Origin of the sequence: Allorhizobium sp. NPDC080224 (genome assembly GCF_050281005.1) — a bacterium.
In the GTDB taxonomy this organism is placed as follows: domain Bacteria; phylum Pseudomonadota; class Alphaproteobacteria; order Rhizobiales; family Rhizobiaceae; genus Allorhizobium.
In genome coordinates this window covers 297,288-322,274 of the sequence record NZ_JBNNWJ010000001.1, presented here as the reverse complement: position 1 = coordinate 322,274, position 24,987 = coordinate 297,288, and the positions used below count along the sequence as shown (strand labels likewise).

General features: G+C 61.8%; 25 protein-coding genes and 1 riboswitch. Of the genes, 15 read left to right on the top strand and 10 right to left on the bottom strand.

Translation table 11 applies throughout. The features are described 5' to 3' along the window. Positions 1-656: 656 nt before the first annotated feature. From rpsT to mutM, 3 genes are all read right to left on the bottom strand, one after another. Positions 657-923: a 30S ribosomal protein S20 gene (gene rpsT / locus ACQKP1_RS01615; RefSeq protein WP_006724980.1), complete on the bottom strand. Its 267-nt coding sequence runs from the start codon at positions 921-923 to the stop codon at positions 657-659. Positions 924-1,112: 189 nt separating this feature from the next. Continuing rightward, complete coding sequence (locus ACQKP1_RS01610) at positions 1,113-1,886, bottom strand: enoyl-CoA hydratase (protein WP_427273957.1); 774 nt, start codon at positions 1,884-1,886, stop codon at positions 1,113-1,115. A gap of 27 nt (positions 1,887-1,913) precedes the next feature. Next, entirely contained in the window at positions 1,914-2,804 is an 891-nt protein-coding gene (gene mutM / locus ACQKP1_RS01605) for a bifunctional DNA-formamidopyrimidine glycosylase/DNA-(apurinic or apyrimidinic site) lyase (protein WP_427273956.1), read from the bottom strand. Positions 2,805-2,941: 137 nt separating this feature from the next. On the opposite strand from mutM, the gene ubiE reads away from it, so the two are divergent. The 7 genes from ubiE to ACQKP1_RS01570 all read left to right on the top strand — a co-directional run bounded on the left by ubiE (position 2,942) and on the right by ACQKP1_RS01570 (position 10,043). After that, on the top strand, positions 2,942-3,718 hold the full coding sequence (gene ubiE, locus ACQKP1_RS01600) for a bifunctional demethylmenaquinone methyltransferase/2-methoxy-6-polyprenyl-1,4-benzoquinol methylase UbiE (RefSeq protein WP_427273955.1): 777 nt from the start codon (positions 2,942-2,944) through the stop codon (positions 3,716-3,718). Positions 3,719-3,723: 5 nt separating this feature from the next. Further along, complete coding sequence (ubiB, locus tag ACQKP1_RS01595; protein WP_427273954.1) at positions 3,724-5,298, top strand: 2-polyprenylphenol 6-hydroxylase; 1,575 nt, start codon at positions 3,724-3,726, stop codon at positions 5,296-5,298. A 111-nt stretch (positions 5,299-5,409) separates the two neighbouring features. Beyond that, complete coding sequence (locus ACQKP1_RS01590; RefSeq protein ID WP_427273953.1) at positions 5,410-6,897, top strand: sensor histidine kinase; 1,488 nt, start codon at positions 5,410-5,412, stop codon at positions 6,895-6,897. Between the two features lie 2 nt (positions 6,898-6,899). Then, positions 6,900-7,337: a response regulator gene (locus ACQKP1_RS01585; protein ID WP_006724986.1), complete on the top strand. Its 438-nt coding sequence runs from the start codon at positions 6,900-6,902 to the stop codon at positions 7,335-7,337. A 13-nt stretch (positions 7,338-7,350) separates the two neighbouring features. Then, positions 7,351-8,391, top strand: coding sequence for a sensor histidine kinase (locus ACQKP1_RS01580; RefSeq protein WP_203019277.1), 1,041 nt, complete (start codon positions 7,351-7,353; stop codon positions 8,389-8,391). Positions 8,392-8,478: 87 nt separating this feature from the next. Next, positions 8,479-9,693 carry a bifunctional phosphopantothenoylcysteine decarboxylase/phosphopantothenate--cysteine ligase CoaBC gene (gene coaBC, locus ACQKP1_RS01575; RefSeq protein WP_427273952.1) on the top strand — a complete coding sequence of 405 codons (1,215 nt, stop codon included), beginning with the start codon at positions 8,479-8,481 and terminating at the stop codon, positions 9,691-9,693. Next, positions 9,690-10,043: an MmcQ/YjbR family DNA-binding protein gene (locus tag ACQKP1_RS01570; RefSeq protein ID WP_427273951.1), complete on the top strand. Its 354-nt coding sequence runs from the start codon at positions 9,690-9,692 to the stop codon at positions 10,041-10,043. The genes coaBC and ACQKP1_RS01570 overlap by 4 nt, the downstream gene beginning before the upstream one ends. Positions 10,044-10,051: 8 nt before the next feature. Here ACQKP1_RS01570 and ACQKP1_RS01565 read toward each other — a convergent pair whose 3' ends face one another. Further along, complete coding sequence (locus tag ACQKP1_RS01565; RefSeq protein ID WP_203019274.1) at positions 10,052-10,879, bottom strand: class II glutamine amidotransferase; 828 nt, start codon at positions 10,877-10,879, stop codon at positions 10,052-10,054. Between the two features lie 243 nt (positions 10,880-11,122). Here ACQKP1_RS01565 and ACQKP1_RS01560 point away from each other — a divergent pair, with 243 nt between their 5' ends. Together ACQKP1_RS01560 and ACQKP1_RS01555 are read left to right on the top strand one after the other, a co-directional pair. After that, positions 11,123-12,034: a pirin family protein gene (locus tag ACQKP1_RS01560; protein WP_427273950.1), complete on the top strand. Its 912-nt coding sequence runs from the start codon at positions 11,123-11,125 to the stop codon at positions 12,032-12,034. Between the two features lie 68 nt (positions 12,035-12,102). Next, complete coding sequence (locus tag ACQKP1_RS01555) at positions 12,103-12,501, top strand: GFA family protein (protein ID WP_427273949.1); 399 nt, start codon at positions 12,103-12,105, stop codon at positions 12,499-12,501. Here ACQKP1_RS01555 and thiD read toward each other — a convergent pair. Continuing rightward, on the bottom strand, positions 12,498-13,313 hold the full coding sequence (gene thiD, locus ACQKP1_RS01550) for a bifunctional hydroxymethylpyrimidine kinase/phosphomethylpyrimidine kinase (RefSeq protein ID WP_427273948.1): 816 nt from the start codon (positions 13,311-13,313) through the stop codon (positions 12,498-12,500). The two genes, ACQKP1_RS01555 and thiD, sit on opposite strands and share 4 nt — an antisense overlap. A 55-nt stretch (positions 13,314-13,368) precedes the next feature. After that, positions 13,369-13,465, bottom strand: a riboswitch (TPP riboswitch). A gap of 125 nt (positions 13,466-13,590) precedes the next feature. Between thiD and ACQKP1_RS01545 the strand changes: the two genes are divergently transcribed. Next, complete coding sequence (locus ACQKP1_RS01545; protein ID WP_427273947.1) at positions 13,591-14,265, top strand: HAD-IA family hydrolase; 675 nt, start codon at positions 13,591-13,593, stop codon at positions 14,263-14,265. A 46-nt stretch (positions 14,266-14,311) separates the two neighbouring features. On the opposite strand, the gene ACQKP1_RS01540 is transcribed toward ACQKP1_RS01545, so the two are convergent. Beyond that, the gene (locus ACQKP1_RS01540; RefSeq protein ID WP_427273946.1) at positions 14,312-15,895 is read right to left on the bottom strand and encodes a peptide chain release factor 3; all 1,584 of its coding nucleotides are present in this window, start codon (positions 15,893-15,895) and stop codon (positions 14,312-14,314) included. Positions 15,896-15,981: 86 nt separating this feature from the next. Between ACQKP1_RS01540 and dut the strand changes: the two genes are divergently transcribed. Together dut and ACQKP1_RS01530 are read left to right on the top strand one after the other, a co-directional pair. Beyond that, complete coding sequence (dut, locus tag ACQKP1_RS01535; protein WP_427273945.1) at positions 15,982-16,458, top strand: dUTP diphosphatase; 477 nt, start codon at positions 15,982-15,984, stop codon at positions 16,456-16,458. A 9-nt stretch (positions 16,459-16,467) separates the two neighbouring features. Then, positions 16,468-17,352, top strand: a complete 885-nt coding sequence (locus ACQKP1_RS01530; protein WP_427273944.1) for a GNAT family N-acetyltransferase — start codon at positions 16,468-16,470, stop codon at positions 17,350-17,352. A gap of 21 nt (positions 17,353-17,373) precedes the next feature. Here the strand turns inward: ACQKP1_RS01530 and ACQKP1_RS01525 are convergent, their stop codons facing one another. Further along, positions 17,374-17,997 carry a LysE family translocator gene (locus ACQKP1_RS01525; protein WP_203019879.1) on the bottom strand — a complete coding sequence of 208 codons (624 nt, stop codon included), beginning with the start codon at positions 17,995-17,997 and terminating at the stop codon, positions 17,374-17,376. A gap of 132 nt (positions 17,998-18,129) precedes the next feature. Here ACQKP1_RS01525 and ACQKP1_RS01520 point away from each other — a divergent pair, with 132 nt between their 5' ends. From ACQKP1_RS01520 to ACQKP1_RS01510, 3 genes are all read left to right on the top strand, one after another. After that, entirely contained in the window at positions 18,130-18,747 is a 618-nt protein-coding gene (locus ACQKP1_RS01520; RefSeq protein ID WP_203019263.1) for a LysE family translocator, read from the top strand. A gap of 175 nt (positions 18,748-18,922) precedes the next feature. Beyond that, positions 18,923-19,891 (top strand): cysteine synthase A, encoded by a 969-nt coding sequence (gene cysK, locus ACQKP1_RS01515; RefSeq protein ID WP_427273943.1) that lies wholly within the window; start codon positions 18,923-18,925, stop codon positions 19,889-19,891. Between the two features lie 111 nt (positions 19,892-20,002). Beyond that, a complete protein-coding gene (locus ACQKP1_RS01510; protein ID WP_427273942.1) occupies positions 20,003-21,046 on the top strand; it encodes an HWE histidine kinase domain-containing protein in 1,044 nt (347 codons plus the stop codon). A gap of 58 nt (positions 21,047-21,104) precedes the next feature. Here ACQKP1_RS01510 and ACQKP1_RS01505 read toward each other — a convergent pair whose 3' ends face one another. From ACQKP1_RS01505 to ACQKP1_RS01495, 3 genes are all read right to left on the bottom strand, one after another. Beyond that, on the bottom strand, positions 21,105-22,634 hold the full coding sequence (locus ACQKP1_RS01505; protein ID WP_427273941.1) for a YifB family Mg chelatase-like AAA ATPase: 1,530 nt from the start codon (positions 22,632-22,634) through the stop codon (positions 21,105-21,107). A 193-nt stretch (positions 22,635-22,827) separates the two neighbouring features. After that, positions 22,828-23,775 carry a glutathione synthase gene (gene gshB / locus ACQKP1_RS01500; protein WP_427273940.1) on the bottom strand — a complete coding sequence of 316 codons (948 nt, stop codon included), beginning with the start codon at positions 23,773-23,775 and terminating at the stop codon, positions 22,828-22,830. Between the two features lie 96 nt (positions 23,776-23,871). Then, the gene (locus ACQKP1_RS01495; protein WP_427273939.1) at positions 23,872-24,984 is read right to left on the bottom strand and encodes a sn-glycerol-3-phosphate import ATP-binding protein UgpC; all 1,113 of its coding nucleotides are present in this window, start codon (positions 24,982-24,984) and stop codon (positions 23,872-23,874) included. Positions 24,985-24,987 lie beyond the last annotated feature (3 nt).

Sequence of the window (24,987 nt, the reverse complement as noted above, 5' to 3'; positions counted from 1 at the left end):
ACAATCGCAGTGCCCATACATGCGGCATCCTCGTCATGCCGCATATCCTTGTCCTTGTCGTGGCCACCGGCCACCATCAAGGCGCAAAACCGCCATCACGCGGAAACAGCCAAGTTTCCGATGCAATGTCGATCACTTTATGAGAAAACGGAATGGAAACACTCCGCCCCGGCAAGAGCGACATGTCACGATGACATTGCTGCCGTCCGGACCGTCGTTTTCGGCCATTGGCTGGCCTCTTGCTGAGAAACATTAAGGCAGGATCAAAAGCCAAGATCAACACCGATTTTTAGGCTATCGGGCGCTTGGACCATTGACTCTTCGTACTTCATTTTAGCGTCACATTCGGGCGAAAAAGAATCGCTTTTGAATCAACGAGATTCCCAAACGGGCACAAGATGAGGCGTTGGCAATGCGAAAAAATAAAATTTCTCTTGACTCGTAAGGGGGCCAATCCGCCCCAGCAAGAAGGTACCCCGCTCGGCGGCACCTCCGACAACCATATGAAATCATTGTTTTTTTCATGTCATCGGACTGACAAGATGCAGCGCAGCAGAAAACTCTAAAACATCAATTTTCAATAATCGTAAGCAACAACGAGAAAAAGCCCGGCGCGACGCCAGGCTCTTCGAAAAATGTCAGAAAGGTGTCTAAAATTAGACAGCCAGGGCCTTCACACGAGCGGCCAGACGCGAGATCTTCCGCGATGCCGTGTTAGCGTGAACCACACCCTTGGTGGCAGCGCGCTGGATCTCAGGCTGAGCTGCCTGAAGGGCGTCCTTGGCGACAGCAGCGTCGCCGGAAGCGATGGCTTCTTCGACCTTGCGAATGAAACCACGGACCCGCGAACGACGAGCCTTGTTGACTGCAGTACGGGCAGCGATCTTGCGGGTCGCCTTCTTCGCCGAAGTTGTGTTGGCCATGATGCCTCTCTCGAATTCAAACCAAAGCCCACCATCGCCGCGTCGGGTCGTTGCGACCTGCCATACCAGCACTTGGGGAGCTGTTTCATGGGAAAAGCGCATCGGCTTTCCCAACCGTGGGCGGGCATATAGCGGGAAAGCGCGAATGCGTCAACGCGGATTCTGCAGATAACGCGCCTTCCCTTGCGCTTATCTGTGCTTGAAGGCGGGCTTCCGCTTCTCGACGAAGGCCGCCATGCCCTCCTTCTGATCCTCGGTCGCAAACAGGGAATGAAACAGCCGGCGCTCGAAGCGCAATCCTTCACCCAGGGTCTGCTCGAAGGCGCGGTTCACGGCTTCCTTCGCCATCATCACTGACGGGAGAGAGAAGGAGGCAATCTTGGCCGCGGCTTCCAGCGCCTCGTCCAGCAGGCGCTCGGGCTCGACAACGCGCGCTACCAGACCGGCACTTTCCGCTTCCGCGGCATCCATCATGCGACCGGTCAGGCAGAGATCCATGGCCTTTGCCTTTCCGACGGCGCGGGTCAGGCGCTGCGAGCCGCCCATGCCGGGAATGATGCCGAGGGTGATCTCGGGCTGGCCGAACTTTGCAGTCTTCGAGGCGATGATGAAGTCGCACATCATGGCGAGCTCACAGCCTCCGCCGAGTGCAAAACCGGAGACGGCAGCGATGAAGGGCTTGCGGAAGCCGGCAATGTGATCCCATCCGCCGATGAAGTCACCGGTATAGGTGTCGACGAAACCAAGCGACTGCATTTCCTTGATGTCAGCACCGGCAGCGAAGGCCTTTTCCGAGCCCGTGAGCACCACGGCGCCGACGGTCACGTCGGCCTGTAGTTCGCTCAAGAGTTGGCTGAGCTCGCGCATGACCGTCGAGTTCAGGGCATTCAGCGCCTGGGGCCGGTTCAGCGTCACCAGCGCAACACGGTCGCGCCGTTCGATCAGCAGGGTTTCAAATGACATGGCTTCCTCCTCCACAGCCCGAAGGCCTCATTTCTGGCAGGTGCGACAATAGAATGTCGAGCGGCCGGATTGAACTATCCTTTCGACGGTACCCCTGCAACCATCCGTGAGGCAGGGCTTTCCCTCCCGATCATAGGCGCGGAAGGAATGCTGGAAGTACCCCAAGGTGCCGTCCGCCTGGATATGGTCGCGCAGCGACGAACCACCTGCCTCGATCGCATCGGCAATGACCTCGCGGATCGACTGGGTGAGCAGTTCAAGGTCCGCCTTCGGCTTGCCCTTCGCCGTGACCAGGGTGGAAACCTTGCGGGTCGGCGACAGATGCGATCGCCAGAGCGCTTCACAGACATAGATATTGCCGAGACCGGCGATCACCTTCTGATCGAGCAGGGCGCTCTTCAGCGGTTGGCTGCGGCCTGCAAAACGGGTCGCCAGATAGTCCGGGGAGAGGATATTGCCGACCGGTTCGGGGCCAAGATCGCGAAATGCCGGATAGGAATCGAGTTCAGAGCGCGCCATCAGCTCCATGAAGCCGAACCGACGCGGGTCATTATAGATGACGCGGACGGGGCCCTCCGGACGCTGCAGATGAAAAACGACGTGGTCGTGCTTCTCATCCTTGCTGCGCTCGTGGTGGAAGACGCCGGGGATGTTTGCCTCGGCTGCCGCTTCGATACGGAACGAGCCGGACATGCCGAGATGGGCAATGACGGTCAGATCGTCCTCAAGGTCGAAGAGCAGGTATTTCGCCCGACGGGACAGCGCGAGAATACGCCGACCTTCGACCCTTGCGGCAAAATCGCGCGGGAGAGGAAAGCGCAGATCCGGCCTGCGCAGCTCCAGGCGCTGCAGACTGGTGCCTTCCATGGCAGGCGCAAGGCCACGTCTGACTGTCTCAACCTCTGGCAATTCCGGCATTTCAGCCCATCTTTCTGTTTGAACCGCTTCTTTAAAGGTCTATAGACCAGCGAAGCCAAGGCTTCCTCTCCGCAGATAGCGCGGGACAGGCCTTTTCGCTATGGTCTGCCGACCGTTCCGATATGTGGAGTAAACCGATGACTGCAAGCCGCATTTCCGCCGATGGCGGCATGGAAACCTCCTACGGGTTCCGCCAGGTCGACGAGCAGGAAAAGCAGGGCCTGGTCAACAATGTCTTCCACAAGGTGGCCAAGCGCTACGACATCATGAACGACGTGATGTCGGCCGGCCTGCACCGTGTCTGGAAGGATGCGATGGTGGCAGCTCTCAATCCACGCAAGGATCAGAACTACAAGGTGCTCGACGTTGCCGGCGGCACGGGCGACATCGCCTTCCGTATCGTCGAGGCCTCCAACCGGATGGCGCATGCGACCGTGCTCGACATCAACGGCTCCATGCTCGGCGTCGGTGCCGAGCGGGCGGAGAAGAAGGGGCTTTCCCCCAACCTCACCTTTGTCGAGGCCAATGCCGAAAGCCTGCCGTTCGAGGACAACAGCTTCGACGCCTATACGATCGCATTCGGCATCCGCAACGTGCCGCATATCGATGTGGCGCTGTCGGAGGCCTTCCGCGTTCTGAAGCGCGGCGGACGTCTGCTCGTCCTGGAGTTTTCCGAAGTCGAACTGCCGCTGCTCGACAAGGTCTATGATGCCTGGTCGTTCAATGCGATTCCGCGCTTCGGCAAGATGATCACCGGCGATGCCGAACCCTATCAGTATCTCGTGGAGTCGATCCGCAAATTCCCCAATCAGCCGGATTTCGCCCGGATGATCGAGCGGGCCGGCTTCTCCAACGTTCGCTTCACCAACTACACCGGCGGCATCGCGGCGCTCCATTCCGGCTGGAAGATCTGAGGCGCATGAGCACGATCGGGGCATATTTCCGCCTGGCGCGGGTTGGCTGGGTGCTGGTGCGCGAAGGGGTCGTCGCTGCCCTGCCCTCCGAAGGACTGCCGCCGCTCGTCGGGATCGCCAAGGCGGCCGTCGCGCCGCTCGCGCGTGGCCGGGCGAAATCGGTCGAGCGGTCGGATCGTCTCGCCAGAGCCGTGGCACGCCTCGGTCCGTCCTATGTGAAGATCGGCCAGTTTCTCGCCACCCGTCCGGATGTTGTTGGCGCTGAATTTGCTGAGGATCTCGCCGGGCTGCAGGACCGGATGGATTTCTTCCCGACTGAAGCCTCGAAGACGACCATTCAGGAATCGCTCGGCCGCTCCATCCAAGAGCTCTACACGTATTTCGGTGAACCGATCGCCGCCGCCTCGATCGCCCAGGTGCACCCGGCCCAGGTCGCAACGCCCGAGGGCTCGCGAAAGGTTGCCGTCAAGGTGATCCGCCCTGGCGTGCGCAAGCGCTTTGCGGCCGATCTCGAGGCCATGTATCTCGTTTCGCATCTCCAGGAACGCTTCCTGCCGCATACGCGGCGTCTGCGGCCCGTCGAGGTGACGAAGACGCTGGAGCAGACCACCAAGGTCGAGATGGATCTGCGCCTTGAGGCTGCGGCCCTGTCCGAGATTGCGGAAAACACCAAGGACGACCCGGGCTTCCGCGTGCCCGAAGTCGACTGGGAACGCACGGGCCGCGACGTCGTCACCATGGAATGGATCGATGGCGTCAAGATGTCGGATGTCGAAGGCTTGCGCGCTGCCGGCCACGATCTCAATGCGCTTGCCGACACGCTGATCCAGTCTTTCCTGCGCCATACTCTGCGCGACGGCTTCTTCCATGCCGACATGCATCCGGGCAATCTCTTCGTCGATCCGGCCGGCATGATCGTCGCGGTCGACATGGGCATTGCCGGGCGCCTTGGAAAGAAGGAACGGCGCTTCCTCGCCGAGATCCTCTACGGCTTCATCACGCGCGACTACATGCGCGTCGCAGAGGTGCATTTCGAAGCCGGCTATGTGCCGTCGCACCACAATGTCGCGAGCTTCGCCCAGGCGATCCGCGCGATCGGCGAGCCGATCCACGGGCAGCCGGCTGAGACCATTTCCATGGGCAAGCTGCTGACTCTGCTGTTCGAAGTCACCGAGATCTTCGACATGCAGACACGCCCGGAACTGGTGATGCTGCAAAAGACCATGGTCGTCGTCGAGGGCGTCTCGCGCATTCTCAATCCGCGCTTCAACATGTGGAAAGCCGCAGAGCCCGTCGTGTCGCATTGGATCCGCGACAATCTCGGTCCAAAGCGCATTGCGACTGATATCAAGGATGGCGCCAAGGCGGCACTCCGGCTGGCAGAAGCGCTGCCGGACATCGCCACCAAGACCGAGAAGCTTCATGGCGAGATCGTGCGTATGAGCGAGGAAGGTCTGCGTTTCGATGCCGATACCGCCGAGCGCATCGGACGGGCAGAAGCGCGGCATACACGGTCTGGTCGGATTGCGCTCTGGGTGATCGCGGTCGCAGTTGTGGTGACCGCTTTTCAGGTGTCCTGACGGCAAGGATCGCCGACAAATAAATCGCAACTCCTCGATTTTTTGATGGAACAAAGCGATCGATCGTGCGTTGGAACCACCTAACGCGTTTTTTGTTCCTTCAGGAGTGACATGTCTGCCACCCAAACCGGCTTCGTCCGGTCCACGCTGCTCTTTCTCCTGATCGGCACTGCAATCCTCGTCGGCATTATCGTCGCGACCTTCGGTCTCGTCGAGCGTACCCAGACGACCTTCGAATACATCCTCCAGGAGCGAAACATCCGGCGAATGTCGGCCGACCTCATGCAGAAGCTGACCGACGCTGAGACAGGCCAGCGCGGCTTCGTCATTACGCGCAACGAACTGTTCCTCCAACCTTACGAGTCCGCCGTCGGCGAAATCCGCGAAGAGGTCGACAGGCTCGCAGCAGCAGTTGCCGATCGCCCGATCAAGGCAGCCCAGATGGACCGGTTGCGTGAGCGAATCCGCGGGAAGCTCGCCGAGATGGGTCAGGCCATCAATCTCGTGCGCAGCGGCGAGCAGGCACAAGCCGTCGAGTTGATTCAGAGCGATGTCGGTCGTGAGCTTATGGACGACATCCGCTCCATGCTCGATCAGTTCAAGGAGCTATCAGACGCCAATGTCGAGCTTGGAACCGAGGCGCAGATCAGCGCCACCGAGCAGCTTCAATGGATCACGGTCGCCGGCGGCATCGCCATCATTGCCGTGATGGGAGGTGCGATCCTGGTCGTCGCCCAGCATGTGCGCGCGCTCGCGGCCTCCAGGCGCGAGGTGGAGGTCTTGAATCAAGGCCTCGAGGCCCGCGTGGCGGAGCGCACCGAAGATCTCATGCAGGCAAACCAGGAGATCCAGCGCTTCGCCTATATTGTCACTCATGATCTCAGAGCACCGCTGGTCAACATAATGGGCTTTACCGCGGAGCTCGACGCCTCGCTGAAATCCTTGCAGGCCTACGTCCTGAACGACGGCAAGCCGGTATCAGAAGAAGAGATCCGCGAGGCCAGACTGGCTGCGTCGGAAGACCTGCCCGAAGCCATCGGCTTTATCCGCTCATCGACGAAGAAGATGGACGGACTGATCAACGCGATCCTGAAGATCTCGCGCGACGGGCGGCGTCAGCTGAAGCCCGAAATCGTCGAATTGCAACCCTTGCTGGAGACCATCACCAACAGCGTCTATCACCAGATCAGCGAGAGCGACGGCAGCATCGATATCGACATCAAGGCCACCCGCCTCAACACCGATCGATTGTCGGTCGAACAAATTCTTGGTAACCTTTTCGACAATGCTATCAAGTACAAGCATCCCCAGCGGCCCCTGACCCTCGCCGTCCGAACCGCGCCCGAAGGGCGTCACATGGTAAGGATCGAGGTGGAGGACAACGGCCGTGGCATTGCAGAGCAGGACCACGAACGCATTTTCGAACTTTTCCGCCGCTCCGGTCAGCAGGATCAATCGGGTGAAGGCATCGGCCTTGCCCATGTCCGCTCACTGGCACGGAACCTCGGAGGGGAGATAACCGTTCGATCCCGTTTAGGAGAAGGGTCAACCTTCGTACTGCGACTGCCATCTGACCTGTCACGCTTGGTACGGAGTTGATAATGAAAGCCGTGGGTAAAGAAGTCACCATTGTCATGGTCGAAGACGACGAGGGTCATGCCCGTCTGATCGAGAAGAACGTGCGTCGCGCCGGCGTGAACAACGAAATCGTGCCCTTCACCAACGGTACCGAGGCGCTCGACTACGTCCTGGGCACGGATCGTAGCGGCAAGGTTTCCGAAGATCGCTATTTGCTGATCCTGCTCGACCTCAATCTGCCTGATATGTCGGGCACCGATATTCTCGACCAGATTAAATCCAATCCGCACACGCGACGGCTCCCGGTCGTCATCCTCACGACGACGGATGACGAACGCGAAATCCAGCGTTGCTACGATCTCGGGGCCAATGTCTATATTACCAAACCTGTCGATTACGACAATTTCGCCAACGCCATTCGCCAGCTCGGACTGTTCTTCTCCGTCATGCAAATCCCCTGATGGCGGTCAGGCGATGAGCTTCAGCGTTCTCTACATCGATGACGATGCTGCCATTGCCCGGCTGGTCCAGAGGCATATGGGCCGGCTCGGTCATGAAGTGTCGCATGCTGAGAACGCCGAAGACGCGCTTGAACTCCTGACGACCGCAGGGTTCGACGTCGTCGTACTCGATCATTACCTGCGCCAGACGACCGGCCACGATGTGCTCGGCCGCATGCGCGAGGCCGAGATTGATGTGCCGGTGGTCTATGTCACCGGATCGAACGAGGCGCAGGTGGCGATCGAGGCGATCAAGGCGGGTGCCGCTGACTATGTCATCAAGACGGTCAGCGACGACTTCCTGTCGCTCTTATCGAGCGCAATCGAGCAGACGGTCGCCAATGCCCAGCTGCGTGCAGCCAAAGCCCGCGCCGATGAAGAGATCCGGCTCGGCAAGGAACGCGCAGAGGCCCTGCTGGCCGAGGTCAACCATCGTGTCGCCAACTCGCTGGCGCTGGTCGCCAGCCTGCTCAGGCTGCAGATCTCGGCGGCCCGCAGCGATGAAGTGAAGGCGGAACTGGCGGAAACCCAGGCCCGTATCACGGCCATCGCCGGCATGCATCGCAGTCTTTACACCTCCGACGACGTCAGCCGGGTGGAGCTCGATCGTTACCTCAACCGACTTACCGTCGAGCTCTATAATTCGCTGCATAGCGCCGAAAAGCCCGTGCGCCTGCTGCTCGATGCGGATCCCATCTCCCTCAGCGCCGACAAGGCGGTTTCGGTCGGCATGATCGTCACGGAACTCGTCACCAACGCCTTCAAATATGCCTATGCGCCCGGACAGGCCGGCGATATCCGGGTGCATCTGAAGATGCGGGGCGATGGCGAGGCGCTGCTTCGGGTCGAGGATGACGGCGTCGGCATTGATCCGCAGAGCGCGCCGAAGGGAACCGGTCTCGGGAGCCGGATCGTCAAATCCATGGCCTCGACGCTGGGAGAAGGTTTGCACTATCTCGAAGGCACGCAAGGCACCGTTGCGGAAGTCCCACTCAAGCTCGACAGCGGAGCTTGAGCCGCGTTTACCACTGCGGAGTCCAGTGATTTGCCAGCGACCCGATTTGCGTTAGGGTCGCGCCGCAGAGATTAAGGGTGCTTCTTCATGAGCTTGGCCGGAAAGCGCATTTTGCTTGTCATCGCGGGCGGCATCGCCGCCTACAAGAGCCTCGATCTTATCAGGAGGCTCAGGGAGCGCGGTGCAAGCGTGCGGCCGATCATGACACGTGGCGCTCAGGAATTCGTCACGCCGCTCGCCGTCGGTGCACTGTCGGCCTCCCATGTCTATACCGAGCTCTTTTCCCGCGAGGACGAGCAGGATGTCGGCCATATCCGACTGGCGCGCGAATGTGATGTCGTGCTCGTCGCACCCGCGACCGCCGACCTGATAGCGAAGATGGCGAACGGGCTTGCAGACGATCTTGCCTCCACCGTGCTTCTCGCGACCGACCGCCCGGTGCTGATTGCGCCAGCGATGAACCCGAAAATGTGGGCTCATCCGGCGACCCAGCGGAACTACGCCACCCTGCAACGTGACGGTATCCAGTCCATCGGCCCGATGGAGGGCGAGATGGCCGAAAGCGGAGAGCGTGGTCGCGGGCGCATGGCGGAGCCGATCGAGATTGCAGACCGTGTCGAAGACCTGCTCTCGGGACCGAAGCCGCTTGCCGGCATGAAGGCCGTTGTCACCTCAGGCCCGACCCACGAGCCGATCGATCCCGTGCGCTACATCGCCAATCGCTCCTCCGGCAAGCAGGGCCACGCGATTGCGGCCGCCCTTGCCCGCCTCGGCGCCGAGGTGACCCTGGTCTCCGGACCCGTGACCATTGCCGATCCCTCCGGCGTTCGCACCCAGCATGTGGAGCGGGCCGAAGAGATGCGCGATGCCGTGCTCTCCGCGCTGCCGGCCGATATCGCGGTTATGGTTGCCGCCGTCGCCGACTGGCGTGTTGCGTCCTCCGCCGGGCAGAAGATCAAGAAGCAGCCCGGCGAGGCGCCGCCGCCGCTCGAACTCGCGGAAAACCCTGACATCCTGAAGACCGTCGGGCATCATGCACAGCGCCCGCGCCTCGTTGTCGGCTTTGCAGCCGAGACCCAGAATGTCGAGGAAAACGGCCGCTCCAAGCTTGAGCGCAAGGGTGCCGACCTGATCGTTGCCAATGATGTCTCGCCCGAGACAGGGATCATGGGCGGCAACCGCAACCGGGTGAAGCTGATTTCCCGCGACGGGGTCGAAGCCTGGCCGGACCTTTCCAAAGACGAAGTGGCCGAACGGCTGGCGCTCTGGATCGCCACCCAGATCGGCGGGACCGGCGCATGAGCCTCTTTACGCGCTCCGGCTTCGAGGCCTTTGTCCAAGGGTTTGCCGGCACCAAACAGGTCGATCAGTGGGACAGCCGTGTGGCCAAGGTGGGCGACAAGGTCTTTGCGCTGCTGACCGATGGTGAACATCGGCTGACCTTCAAGGTCAGCGAAGAAAGCTTCGAGATCCTGACATCGCTCAAAGGCGTGTCACAGGCGCCCTATTTCGCCAAACGTAAATGGGTCAGCGTCGAACCGGACAGCGAGCTCGGCGAGGCCGATCTAGAGGAATATCTCACGCGCTCCTATCGCACGGTCAGTGGCTCGCTGACCCGCAAGCTGCGCGCCGAACTCGGCATCGTCGAGTAATGCTTTGATCAGACAGCAGCCATCGCCGGCTGACGGATCTCATCGACCCGCATACGCTCGACTGCAGGCTTGAACTCGGCGGCATCCAGGCCGTTTTCGCTGAGGATCACGGCGCTGCCTGCGGGGATCTCCACCCAGGTGTCCGTCTCATCGTTCAGCGGCTCCGAGACGAGGCAGAAGCTGCCCTTCGGCCCCATCGGCGCTGCAAAAAGCGTCGGGGCATGTTCATCCGTCGAATAGCGCACGGCATAGAGCGTCTTGCCATCGGAGAAAGCCGCCGTGAGGCGAATGCGCGCGGTGCCGGTGAGGTGCAGGCTGATCTGCTCCACGAAGCCCACGGCCTCGCTCATGGCCGAGATCGGACGGTCCCGCAGACCGAACTGAAGGGCCAGCAGGAAGAGCAGTTCGCTGTCGGTCGTACCAACACGGGCATGGAAATGCTCGTCGTCCAGCATGCCTTCCATAGGTCGGCGGATGCGATCGAAATTGTCGATCTGGCCGTTGTGCATGAAGGACCAGTTTCCCTGGACGAAGGGATGGCAGTTGTCGCGGCGGGTGGCACCATGGGTTGCGGCGCGCACATGGGCGAGGAAGAGCGGGGAGCGGATCTGGCTTGCGAGGCTCTTCAGATTGCAGTCGGACCAAGCCGGCAGCACATCCCGGAAGCGGCCCGGCTCGGGGCGATCCCCATACCAGGCGAGACCGAAGCCATCGCCGTTTGTGGCGGTCTTGGCGCGGGTTGCGCAATGGGATTGTTCGATCAGGGAATGCGCAGGCGAAGTCACCAGCTCCTCGAGGAAGATCGGAACACCACGGTAAGCTGCCCAACGACACATATGAATTCTGCCCCAGGTCCATCGACCGACTGCGAATCCTTGGTAGTCTTCGCCCGATAGACTAATGATTTGCAAACATGGCTTCCTTCATGACAAATTTTTGTCGTGCAGCGCAACATTCTTCCTGCTGTCGACTGGCACAAAAGTGAACACTGCGTTCTGCCCGGCGGGCCTGCGTGCCATGGTTCTCTCGCCTATATTGCTGCCCAAGCAACGAGCCCGTTTCCCCGAGAAGGTCCCCGAATGTCCATCCGCCCCGTCAAGCATGAGAGCCGCGCCACGCCGACCATGGAAGGCGCCGGTGTGAAGCTGCACCGTGTCTTCGGCTTCGGCGATCCTTCGATGACCGATCCCTTTCTGATGATGGACGATTTCCGCAACGACGAGCCAAACGACTATCTGCGCGGTTTCCCCTGGCACCCGCATCGCGGCATCGAGACGATCACCTATGTGCTCGCCGGCACCGTCGAACACGGCGACAGCCTCGGCAATCAGGGCATGCTGGGTGCGGGCGACCTGCAATGGATGACCGCCGGCAGCGGCATCCTGCACCAGGAAATGCCGAAAGGCGATTTCGCCGGTCGTATGCACGGCTTCCAACTCTGGGCAAACCTGCCCTCCTCGCTGAAGATGACCACGCCGCGCTACCAGGACATCAAATCGGCAGACATCCCGGTTGTCATCGACGATGACGGCACTGCCGTGCGTGTCATCTGTGGCGACTTCTGGGGCAAGAATGGCCCCGTCGACGGCATTGCTGCCGACCCGGTCTATCTCGACATCTCCGTGCCACCCGGCAAGCGCAAGACTTTCCCCGTCGATACCTATCGCTCGGCCTTTGCCTATATCTTTGCCGGCTCCGGCTCGTTCCGCGATGCGTCCAAGCCCTTCGGCGTCAAGGTCGAGAAGGAATACATGGGCGAAGAGCTGAACATCCGCGACCTTTCCGGCAACCGGACGCTTGTCGTTTTCGACACCGGCAACGAGATCACCGTTCAGGCCGGCGAACAGGCCATCCGCTTCCTGCTGGTCACCGGCAAGCCGATCAAGGAGCCAGTCGCCTGGCATGGTCCGATCGTCATGAATACGCGGGAAGAACTGATGCAGGCGATGAAGGAGTTGCAGAACGGAACCTTTATCAAGGCCGATCATTAACCCCACGCAGTCAAGTTCACTTCAACCCGGCGTCTCCAGCGCCGGGTTTTCTTTTACCGGAGACCGAGATGCGCGTAACCGGGGCATGCCAATGCGGCGAAGTTCGCTATGAAGCCGAGGTCGATCCACAGGCCGTCGGCATATGCCATTGCACGGATTGCCAGCGGCTGACGGGCTCAGCTTACAGGGTCACAGTCTCCGCTCTGCCCGGTCAATTTCAGCTTCTGACCGGCGAGGCCCAGCGCTACCGGAAAATGGGTGACAGCGGCCGGCCGAGCGACCAATTCTTCTGCGGCAACTGCGGTTCGCCGATGTGGCGGAGCGATGCCGAGGGTGTGGAAATCAGCCTGCGCGTGGGATGCATCGACCAACGAGCGTTCATTCGTCCAGCGCACCAGTCTTTCCTGAAGTCCGCCCTGCCCTTCGTATTCGACATTCGCGACCTGCCCGAAGGCCCCAACGACTAATCCTGCCAGAGTGAATGGAAGTGATGCACCGGCCCGTGTCCTGAGCCAACCGACAGCAGGCCAGAACTCCGGACGGCCTCCGCCAGCCAGGCCTTGGCGACACGCACCGCCTCTTGTGGCTCGAGCCCCTTTGCCAATTCGGCAGCGAGCGCGCTCGACAGAGAACAGCCAGTGCCATGCGTATTGCGCGTTGCGATCCGTTCCGCCTCGAACCAGGTCACCTGGCCATCCGCAACCAGGACATCCGGGCTTTCCGGGCCTGCCAGATGGCCACCCTTGAGCAGTACAGCCCGGGGTCCGAGTGCTGTCAGCCTGATGGCCTGGGTTTCCATGATCCGCCGGTCAGAGGCCTCGGGGTCGCCGAGCAGGGCTGCAGCCTCCAGCAGGTTAGGCGTCAGGAGCGTGGCAAGCGGCAGTACGTTCGACGTCAGTGCTTCAACCGCATCCGGATCGAGCAGGCTTGCACCGCCTTTGGCGATCATGACGGGATCGAGAACGACGGGAATGCCGCGATAAGGTTTCAGCGCTTCGGCGACGGCCGAGGCGATGCCGGAATTGGCGATCATGCCGATCTTCACCGCATCCACGCGCACATCGGCAAAGACCATGCGGATCTGCTCGGCGACAAAACCGGGATCGAGCGGTCTGACGGCCGAGACGCCCGTCGTGTTCTGCGCCGTCAGCGCGGTGATAGCAGCCATTCCGTAGCAACCGCGGGCCGAAAAGGCCTTGAGATCGGCCTGGATGCCTGCTCCACCGGAAGGATCGGAGCCGGCGATGGTCAGCACGTTGCGGATGGTGGATGATCTCATGTCTGCGTCTCCCGAGGCGGCGGAGACGCAGCGGGCACAGCGCGGATACACCTAGCGCGACACCCGAGCGACTCCCTCCGCCAGCATGATCTGGTTCAGGTTCAAAGGGTGCTTCTCAGCCCGGCTTGCGCCAGACGCCCCTGTCTCTCAGGCGCCAGACTATGCGACAGCGCCGTTCCTGTCACCTGTGTCTGCCCGTCATTCCCATTCAGAGTTTGCAGCCGACGACCAGAGTCGCTAGGGAGGCCGGGATATCAAACTACACGAGGAGATTGCCTTGCATCACGCCCCAGACCGGCTTTTCGACCGCTCCTATGATGGCTTTCTCTTCGACATGGACGGAACTCTGCTCAATTCCATCGCCGCTGCCGAGCGCGTCTGGAGCCGCTGGGCCCTCAAGCATAGCCTCGACCTTGAGACCTTCCTGCCCACCATGCATGGCAAGCGCGGGATCGACACGATCAGCGCGCTGAACCTGCCCGGAATCGATGTGGTGAAAGAAGCGCTCGAGGTCGAGCGCGGCGAGATCGAGGATCTTGAGGGCATCGTGCCGATCCCCGGCGCCATCGACTTTCTGAAAAGCTTACCCGCCGAACGCTGGGCGATCGTGACCTCGGCACCATCAGCGCTTGCCCGCGCCCGCATCGGGGCCGCTGGCCTGCCGCAGCCGCTCAAGATCGTGACGGCAGAAGACGTGAAGATCGGCAAGCCGGATCCCGCCGGCTACCGGCTCGGTGCAGAGCGGCTCGGGTTAGATCCGTCCCACTGCCTGGTGTTCGAGGATGTGCTGGCCGGTGTCCGAGCCGGAGAAGCGGCAGGCGCCGATGTCGCCGTGATCACGGCGACGCACGCGCATCCGCTGGAGACGTCCCATCCGACGATCGCGAGCTATGAGACGCTTAGGGTGGAGTTCGACGCTTCCCTGGGACTGCGGATCAAGGCAGCAGAATGAACCTACGCTGCGGTGACGGCGTAACCGTCACCGCTCTCGACCAAACTCACGCCGCCTTGGCGACGTGATATTCCTTGATGGCGACCATCTTGATCGAGGGGTAACGCTCGGACTCGTAGCGCAGCGAGAACTGGTCCTGCGCCATGAAGACCGGGTCGCCGTCGAGATCTCGGCAGATGTCGCCGCGGCGCTGGGTCATGAACTTTTCCAGATCGTCCTTGTTCTCGGCCGAGATCCAGCGGCAGACGGAGAAGCGCGACATTTCGAAGGACACCGGCAGACCGTATTCGCCCTGCAGTCGCTCCTTCAGGACGTCGAGCTGCAGCGCACCGACGACGCCGACGATGGCCGGCGAGCCGTCTTCCGGCGAAAAGAGCTGCACGACGCCCTCTTCGGCCATCTGCTGCAAAGCTTCCTTCAGCTTCTTCGCCTTCATTGCATCTTCCAGCCGCACGCGGCGCAGGATCTCCGGAGAGAAGTTCGGCACGCCCTGGAAGACGAGGTTTTCGCCTTCGGTCAGCGTGTCACCAATGCGCAGTGTCCCGTGGTTCGGGATGCCGACAACGTCACCGGCATAGGCCGTATCCGCTAGCTGACGCTGCGAGGCGAAGAAGAATTGCGGCGCCGTCAGGCCCATCTGCTTGCCGGTGCGGGCCAAGCGCGCCTTCATGCCGCGCTCGAGCTTGCCGGAGCAAATGCGGGCAAAAGCGATGCGGTCGCGATGGTTCGGGTCCATGTTGGCCTGGATCTTGAAGACGAAGGCGGTCATCTTGTCTTCCGCCGCGTGCACCGTTCTGACATCGGCCACCTGGTCGCGCGGCGGGGGCGCATAGGCACCCAGCGCATTGATCAGGTCGCGCACGCCAAAATTCCTCAGCGCAGAGCCAAAGAAGACCGGCGTCATGTGGCCTTCGAGAAAGCTCTGACGATCGAAAGGACGGCAGGCTTCGCGGGCGAGTTCCAGCTCGTCAATAAAGGTCTGGCGCTCGTTTTCGGGCAGGTTTTCCGCCACGCTCTGCGGACCGTTGACCTTGAGCGGCTCGACCTGGGCATCGCCGCCCCGATAGGTGTTGTTGGCAAGATGATAGGAGCCGCAGAAGGTCTTGGAACGGCCGACGGGCCAGGTGATCGGGGCCGTGTCGAGCGCCAGCTTCTCTTCGACCTCGTCGAGGATTTCGAAGGGATCGCGGCTTTCGCGGTCCATCTTGTTGATGAAGGTGATGATCGGAATGTCGCGCATGCGGCAGACCTCGAACAGTTTCAAGGTCCGCGGCTCGATACCCTTGGCAGCGTCGATGACCATGACGGCCGCGTCGACGGCGGTTAGCGTGCGGTAGGTGTCGTCTGCGAAGTCTTCGTGACCGGGCGTGTCGAGGATGTTGAAGACATTGCCTTCATATTCGAAGGTCATGACCGAGGTTACGACCGAAATGCCGCGCTCGCGTTCGATTTTCATCCAGTCCGACCGGGTCTGGATGCGATCTTTCTTCGCCTTGACTTCACCGGCAAGCTGGATCGCGCCGCCGAACAGCAGCAGCTTTTCGGTCAGCGTCGTTTTGCCCGCGTCCGGGTGGGCGATAATAGCAAAGGTGCGGCGGCGGGAGACCGCCTCGGCGAGCGTTTCAGCCATATCTCAGGAGTCCTTCTGGTCGGGCGGTTATCTAGCGTTTCGACGGCCAATATGCAATTGAGCGCGACAAACAAAGGAATTCCGCCATGTCCACCATCCGCTCAGACGTCATCGGCCCCGTGCTCAACCTCAAGCGCCTGCCGCATGGACAAGGGCTTGATCTTCCCGCCTATGAAACGGCAGGAGCGGCGGGAATGGATCTGAGGGCAGCGGTGTCCGATGGGGAGCCGATGACGCTTGCACCGGGCGCACGGGCGCTGGTGCCCACCGGCTTCATCATGGAAATCCCTGAAGGTTTCGAAGCGCAGATCCGCCCGCGCTCCGGTCTCGCCTTCAAGAACGGCGTGACCTGCCTCAACACCCCCGGCACCATCGATAGCGATTATCGCGGCGAGGTGAAGGTGTTGCTCATCAATCTCGGCCAGGAGGATTTCGTCATCACCCGCGGCATGCGCATCGCCCAGATGGTGATCGCACCGGTAACTCAGGTACGCGTGACCGAGGTGACCGAGACGAGCGACACGGCGCGGGGTGCCGGCGGCTTCGGCTCGACCGGGGTGTGAGGGTGCAGCATGCTGGAGGCCCTGACGCTGCGGGAAGGTTACTTTGGAGACCCTGCGGCGTTTCAGGCGCTCGCGGATCTGCTCCAGGACATCTTCGGCATCGACATCTCCCACCAGATGAAACTGGGCGGACCTGATCCCACATCGATGCCGTTTGGCTATTTCGATCCGTCAGGGCGATGCGTTGCGAATTTCTCCGCCTTCTCCATGCCGCTCGTTGTCAATGGACGCGTGGTTCGGGCCGCTGGCTACCAGTCTGGCGCCGTGCGGCCGGATTATCGCGGACAGGGGCTATACCGGACCCTGATGAAGCGGGCCTTCGACTGGGCGGAACGCGGAGGCTTCGAAGCCGGGATATTGCTGACGGACAAGCCGGGGCTCTATGAACCCTACGGCTTCCGAACCATACCCCAGTTCAAATTTTATGGTGCCGTTCCACAAGCTGACTTGCTTGTGCCCAGGGCGCGTGACCTCGACCTGAAACAGACGGCGGATCTCCACATGGTTCAGATGGCGCTGGACACTCGGCAACCCGTCTCGGAGACCTTCTCCGTCGTTAGGCAAAAGGAGATGTTCCTGCTCAACGCCCACTTCGATCCGGACATCAGGCTGAGCCTGCTGGCAGAAGACGATGCGGTGATTGCCTGGAAGCCCCAGGGGCAAACGTCGCTGCAGATCCTGGATGTCGCGGCCCGCAATGTCCCGCCGCTGGGCCATATCGTGGCAAGCCTCGGGCCGAATTTCCAGAATGCCGAGGTGTTTTTCCCTCCAGATCGGCTCGATTGGAAAGGTGCAGCAAGACCGCATCAAGGCGACTGTGTGCTCATGGTGCGGGGCCTTGAGCCTGCGTCTCTGACTCAGCCTTTCATGCTCTCGCCCCTGGCGGATTTCTGAGAAGCGGCCCTTTTCGGATGTTCAGCGCTGCGCTTCCGTCACCATGCGGATCGCGAGAGCCGCGAGCACCGTGCCCATGAGCCAGCGCTGCACCACCATCCAGGACGGACGCCCGGCGAGGAAGAGCGCAATGGAGCCTGCGGACAGGGCGATCAGGCCGTTGCCCGTGACGCCGATGACGATCTGCGTAAAACCCAAAACCAGCGACTGGAGCAGAACGCTGCCGCGGGTTGGATCGATAAACTGTGGCAAAAGCGACAGGTAGAGGATCGCGACTTTGGGGTTCAGCAGGTTGGTGACAAGCCCCATGACAAAGAGCTTGCGGGGACTGTCAGCAGGTAGATCACGCACCTGGAAGGGCGAGCGGCCTCCCGGCCTCAGCGCTTGCCAGGCGAGCCAGCCGAGATAGAGCGCGCCGCAGAATTTGAGCATCTCGAAGGCGAAGGGAACGGCGAGCAGCAGGACGGTGATGCCGAAGGCTGCGAGAAGCATGTAGACGACAAAGCCGAGCGCCACACCGCCCAGCGAAATGAGGCCTGCCATGGCACCCTGGCAGATAGACCGGGACACCAGATAGATCATGTTTGGCCCGGGCGTCAGGACCATACCAAGGCAGACAAGGCTGAAGGCAAGGAATGCGGGCATGCTTGGCACGAGATCGTTTCCTCACGGCGGTTGATGCCTCCTAACGGCAACCGGCTGAGGGCTGCAATCGCGATCGTGTCACCGTTGCAAGTCTTACCGCCCGAGATTAGGAATGAGCGAGGAGGAGCCCCCATGACCCTGACCACCATCATCGCTTATTGCGGCGCGCTGTTCATCGCGGCCGCCATTCCGGGACCGGGTATGACCGCGATTGTGGCGCGGGCGCTGGGCTCCGGCTTCCGGCCGACCTTCTTCATGGGGCTCGGCCTCATCCTCGGTGATCTCGTCTATCTGACTGCCGTCATCCTCGGGCTTTCGGTGCTGGCGAAAACCTTCGTGACGCCCTTCCTGATCCTGAAATTCCTAGGCGCCGCCTACCTCGTCTATGTCGCCTGGAAGCTCTGGACCGCAGGGCTCCTGCCGCAAGACATCAAGGCTGAGCGTGCGATGCGCCCGTCCATGTCCTTCCTCTCCGGTCTTCTGGTGACGCTCGGCAATCCGAAGACCATGCTGTTCTACGTGGCTCTCGTCCCGACGCTGATCCCGCTCGAGGCAATCGGGCTTGCCGATTACATCCTGCTCGTTGGCCTGACCTTCGTCGTGCTGATGGCGGTGCTTCTGCCCTATATCCTGCTTGCGGCCCAGGCGCGCGGGCTCTTGAAGCGGCCGGAGGCGCTGAAAGTCCTGAACCGCAGCGCTGCCGGCATTCTTGCCGGCACGGCCGCCTATATTGCGGCACGCGCGGCCTGATCGCCGCGCGGCATGAAACAAACAGGCCGCAGGCGCTTTTCTTATCCGAAGGCGAATGCGACCGGCCCACGGAGCAGATTTTTCCACGGATCAAGCCCGCTGCGGCATGGCTATGCTGGCAAGGACGGGTCGGCAGGCGTAAGCTCGCGCCAACCAAATCACCAGGGAGAAACCCATGACTGAGCAGAAGAAACCCGGCCGTGGACGCGTCTATGGCTCAATCACCGAAACGATCGGCGATACCCCGATCGTCAGGCTCGACAAGCTTGCCAAGGAAAAGGGCGTGAAGGCGCATCTGCTCGCCAAGCTCGAATTCTTCAACCCGATCGCCTCGGTCAAGGATCGTATCGGTGTGGCCATGATCGAGAGCCTGGAAGCCCAGGGCAAGATGGTGCCTGGCAAGACCGTTCTCATCGAGCCGACATCCGGGAATACCGGCATTGCGCTTGCCTTTGCGGCGGCGGCCAAGGGTTATCGCCTGATCCTCACCATGCCCGAGACAATGTCAATCGAGCGCCGCAAGATGCTGGCCCTGCTCGGTGCCGAGCTTGTCCTGACCGAGGGCGCAAAGGGCATGAAGGGCGCCATTGCCAAGGCACAGGAACTGGCCGAGACCACGCAGGATGCAATCATCCCGCAACAGTTCGAGAACCCCGCCAATCCGGAAATCCATCGCAAGACGACAGCCGAGGAAATCTGGAACGACACCGACGGCCAGGTCGATATCTTCGTCTCCGGCATCGGTACGGGCGGCACCATCACCGGCACCGGCCAGGTGCTCAAGAGCCGCAAGCCCGAGATCAAGGTCGTCGCCGTCGAGCCAGCTGACAGCCCGGTTCTCTCCGGTGGCGATCCCGGACCGCACAAGATCCAGGGTATCGGCGCCGGCTTCGCGCCCGCCATTCTTGACACCCATGTCTATGACGAGGTCGTCACAGTTACCAATGACGAGGCCTTCGAGAATGCACGTCTCGTCGCGCGTCTTGAAGGTGTGCCGGTCGGCATCTCCTCGGGTGCCGCGCTGACCGCGGCCATCAAACTTGGCCAGCGGGAGGAAAATGCCGGCAAGACAATCGTCGTCATCATTCCGTCCTTTGCCGAGCGCTATCTGTCGACGGCGCTCTTTGCCGGTCTCGGCGAGTAAGCCATCGTAGGGCGCCGGACAACGCCGGCGCTCCTCACCCTCGATTGCAGCCGTCCCATTCCCCGGCTAGAATATCTCACGACTGGTCGACTGCAGTCCTCAAGGGGCCCCATGCGCGCATTACTTCACCGCCTGCCGGCGTTTGCCTCCGTTCAAGAGCGACTGTCGACAAGCGGCCTGATCGCGACCTATGTCGCGAGCCTCATCGTCTTCGCCGTGGCACTGGCGATCCGCGCCTGGTTCGATCCCGTGCTGCCAGCGGGCTTCCCGTTCCTGACCTTCTTTCCCGCCGTCATCATCTGCGGTTTCGTCTTCGGCGTCCGGCAGGGCCTGATCGTCGCGACGCTCTCGGGCATTGCGGCCTGGTACTTTTTCATCAGCCCGGGACGCTTCGACTTCTCGCTCGGCACTCTGCTCGCCATGGGGCTCTACCTGTTCGTCGTCGTCACCGACCTGACGCTGATCTACATGATGAAGCAGGCTTATCGCCAGGAGATCAGCACCCGCGAAGAGGTTCAGCGGCTGGCCGAACAGCAGGAGGTCATGGCCCAGGAACTGGACCATCGCCTGAAGAACATCTTCGCCACCATCAATGCGATCATCAGTCTCTCCCTGAAGAACGCCTCCAGCGCCGACGAGCTCGCGGCGCGGCTGCGTGATCGGCTGACTGCGCTCGGCCGTTCCAACCTCCTGCTACGCGGGCTTCGCGAGGGCGAGGACGCATCACTACAGAGCGTCATCTTTCAGGCCCTCGAACCGTTTGCCATTGTCGGCACACCCCGTTTCACGGCTCATGGTCCGCGTGTCCCGATCGGCGGCCAGACCGTCGTCGTGCTCAGCCTGATCCTGCACGAGCTTGGCACCAATGCCGCAAAATACGGCGCCCTCAGCGTCGGCCATGGCCAGATCTCCATCACCTGGGATATCGAAATGGCCCAGGACGGGAGCGAGCAACTCGTCATGCGCTGGAGCGAAAGCGGCGGTCCGCCGCCGCTTTCGCCACAGCCGGGATCGGGCGGTTTCGGCTCCACCCTGATGAAACGCGTCATCGCCGGTGTGCGCGGCCACACCGAGATCGCCTATCCGGAGAGCGGAGCCGAAGTGCGCCTCACGCTTCCCGTCGACATGCTTCGCCCGGCGGCTTTGCCAGGCTAATTCCCGCCTCCTCCTATCCCGGCCTGTACTTTCGACCCCTCCTCCTCAAGATCGCCGGTCACGCCGCCGCTGCCAGCCGTTCGGAGGCGATGCGGTACGAGATCGCCTCGGCGAGGTGAATCCGCCCCAGGGTTTCCACCCCATCGAGATCGGCGAGGGTGCGCGCCACCTTCAGCACCCGGTGATAACCGCGCGCCGAAAACCGGAATTTCTCTGCAGCATCACGCAAGAGCTGCAGCCCGGATGCATCCGGTTCAGCCAGGGTCTCGATCAGCGCCGTCGAGCAACGGGCATTGGTGCTGAAGGGCAGGTCAAGGCGCTCAAAACGATCCCGCTGACGGGCGCGGGCTGAGGCCACGCGTTTCGCCACCTCCGCACTGCTTTCGGCCGCTCGGGGCCGGATGAGATCCGTGGCCGAGACGGCAGGCACATCGATACGGATGTCGATACGGTCCATCAGCGGCCCAGAAATTCGGCCCTGATATTCGGTCTGGCAGCGGATGCCACGCGCGCAGACATGGCCGGGCTCGCCCGCCATGCCGCAACGGCAGGGGTTCATGGCCGCCACCAGCTGAAAATCCGAGGGGTAGGAGACCCGGTGGTTGGCGCGGGCGATGATGCATTCGCCTGTCTCGAGCGGCTGGCGGAGTGCATCAAGCACGGGCGGCGCGAATTCCGGCAGCTCGTCGAGGAAGAGGATGCCATGGTGAGCAAGCGACGCCTCGCCGGGCCTGGCCTTCAACCCGCCACCGACCAAAGCCGCCATGGTGGCCGAATGATGCGGCGTGCGGAAGGGCCGGCGATCGGAGAGCTTGCCACCCGAAAGCTGCCCCGCGATCGAATGGATCATCGACACTTCGAGCAGTTCTGCCGCAGAGAGCGGCGGCAGGATCGACGGCAGGCGAGCAGCCAGCATCGACTTGCCCGAGCCGGGCGGGCCAACGAAAAGCAGATTGTGTCCGCCGGCAGCTGCGACCTCCAGCGCCCGCTTGGCGCTTTCCTGACCCTTGATGTCCGCCAGATCCGGCAAGTTGGCTGCGGGTGCCCGGATGGAAGCTTCCGGCCGTGAGAGTACCTGCGTGCCTCTGAAATGATTGGCGAGCGCAATCAGACTGCGCGGGGCAAGGATATCGATCTCGCTGCCGGCCCACGCGGCCTCAGCGCCGCTGTCGGCCGGGCAGATGAGGCCCTTGTCCATGGCGTTGGCGCTGATCGCTGCGGGCAAGGCCCCTGCGATCGGCGCGATCGTGCCGTCGAGATTGAGTTCGCCGATGACGAGAAAGCCTTGGAGCGCATCACCCGGGATGGCACCGAGCGCCGCCATCAGCCCAAGCGCTATAGGGAGGTCGAAATGCGACCCTTCCTTGGGAAGATCCGCCGGCGCGAGATTGACCGTGACCCGTTTGGCGGGAAGCGACAGGCCCGAGGCATGCAAGGCCGCCTGAACCCGCTCACGGCTCTCGGCCACCGCCTTGTCCGGCAGACCGACGATCTGTATGCCGGTCTTGCCGGGCGCTACCATGACCTGAACCTCGACGGGCACGCCTTCTATGCCCTGGAATGCAACCGTACTGACACGCGCTACCATTGCCCGCCCTCGCCGATCGATCTGAGGCCACCACTGCAACTTCATATTGCGTGTAGCGACGACAACAATCTCGCATAAGAAGCAAACAAGCGCAAGAACATTTGCGGAACAATTGCACCTGCAGATAGGCGCAGGGTTGCCTGCGGTCGTGCACCCGGAGCAAGAGCTGAACTTCAGAAAAGGATTCAGCGTGTTAGGTGCGCTTGCGCTCGATCGTGTCCCAGAGCAGAGCTGCGATATCCGCACCGCCGAAGTTCTTCACCTCGCGGAGGCCTGTCGGCGACGTCACGTTGATCTCGGTCATGTAGTCGCCGATCACGTCGATGCCGACGAGCAAGAAGCCACGCTCTCGCAGTGCCGGGCCGATGCGGGCGCAGATTTCGCGCTCACGCGCGGTGAGTTCAGTCGGCTCCGGCCTGCCGCCCGCATGCATATTGGAACGCGCATCATGTTCGGCAGGAACGCGATTGATCGCGCCGACAGGCTCGCCATCGACGAGGATGATGCGCTTGTCGCCCTTGCGCACCGCCGGCAGATAGCCTTGCGCGATGAAGGGTTCGCGGAACATCTGGCCGAACATTTCCATCAGTGAAGAAAAGTTGCGATCGTCACGGGTCGAATGGAAGACGCCAGCGCCGCCATTGCCGTAGAGCGGCTTTAAGATGATGTCGCCCTGCTCCTGACGGAAACGGGCAATCTCGGCTGGATCCTTGGTGATCAGGGTGGGCGGCATAAGGTCAGCGAATTCGGTCACGAAGATCTTTTCCGGCGAGTTACGCACCCAGGCCGGATCGTTGACCACAAGCGTCTTCGGATGGATACGCTCAAGCAGATGCGTCGAGGTGATATAGGCCATGTCGAATGGCGGATCCTGACGGAGAAGGATGACATCCATGGTCGAGAGATCGACGCGTTCCGGCGCGCCGAGGGTGTAGTGGTCACCCTTGACGTCGCGCAGAACCATGGGCTCGACGGATGCGAAGACCTTCCCGTCGCGCATCGAGAGCCGGTCCGGCGTGTAGTGGAAGAGCTTGTAGCCGCGGTTCTGGGCCTCGATGCTCATGGCGAAGGTGCTATCGCCTGCGATGTTGATCGTGGATACGTGATCCATCTGGACGGCGACGTTTCTGATATTGGCCATGAGCTATCCCCTGCGATTGCCCAGCAGATTTAGGCGGCGCGCCGCGCGAAGGCAACGCCGCCGACCTTGAATTTTGCTGAAGCGATGGTGAAGCGCTCAGGCGAAGACCCGCTCGGCCTCCTGCGCGACCGGCTGCGCATCCGAAGGCGGCATACCTGCGTCCAGCCGGCGCCCCGTATCGACGGAGAACACATGCAGCTTGGACGGGGAAATGCGCAGCGGAAGCCGCTCGCTCAACTCGACATGCGAGGCGATGACCGCGGTCATCGGCTGACCTGCGGCCAGACCATGGACCAGACGTTGTGCGCCGAGTTCCTCGACATAGTCGATGGCGAGCGAAAACTGAGCATCGTCCTCAAGGGTCAGAACGAGATCCTCGGCGCGCATCCCAAGACGGACGGGCCCCTCCGACCAGAGACCGTCCACAGGGAGCTCGGCATCGTCAAACAGCAGCCGTCCGCCTTCGATGCGTGCATCGACGAGATTCATGGCCGGCGAGCCGATGAAGCTCGCGACGAAGGTGGAGGCAGGACGATTGTAGACCTCAAGCGGTGTACCGATCTGTTCGATGCGGCCACCGTTGAGGACTACGAGGCGGTCCGCGAGGGTCATGGCTTCCAACTGGTCGTGGGTGACGTAGATCGCGGTCGTCTTTAGCCGCTTCTGCAGCTTGCGGATCTCGCCGCGCATGGTGACGCGCAGCTTGGCGTCGAGGTTCGACAGCGGCTCGTCGAAGAGGAAGACAGCCGGCTTGCGGACGATGGCGCGGCCCATGGCGACGCGCTGGCGCTGGCCACCAGAGAGCGCCCTCGGCTTGCGGTCGAGATATTTCTCGATCTCCAGCATCTTGGCGGCTTCTGCGACGCGGGCGGCGATTTCCGTTTTCGGCGTGCCGCGGTTCTTCAGGCCGTAAGCAAGATTGTCGTAGACGGTCATATGCGGATAGAGCGCATAGTTCTGGAAGACCATTGCGATGTCACGGTCTGCCGGCTCGACTTCGTTGACCACGCGGTCGCCGATCGAGATCGTGCCTTGCGAGATTTCCTCAAGCCCTGCCACCATGCGCAGCAGCGTGGACTTGCCGCAGCCCGAGGGGCCGACGAGCACGATGAACTCGCCGTCCTCGATCTGGATGTCGACGGTATCGACAGCCTTGGCGCCGCCCTTGTCGTAGATCTTGGAGACTTCGGTGATGTCGATGGACGCCATGGT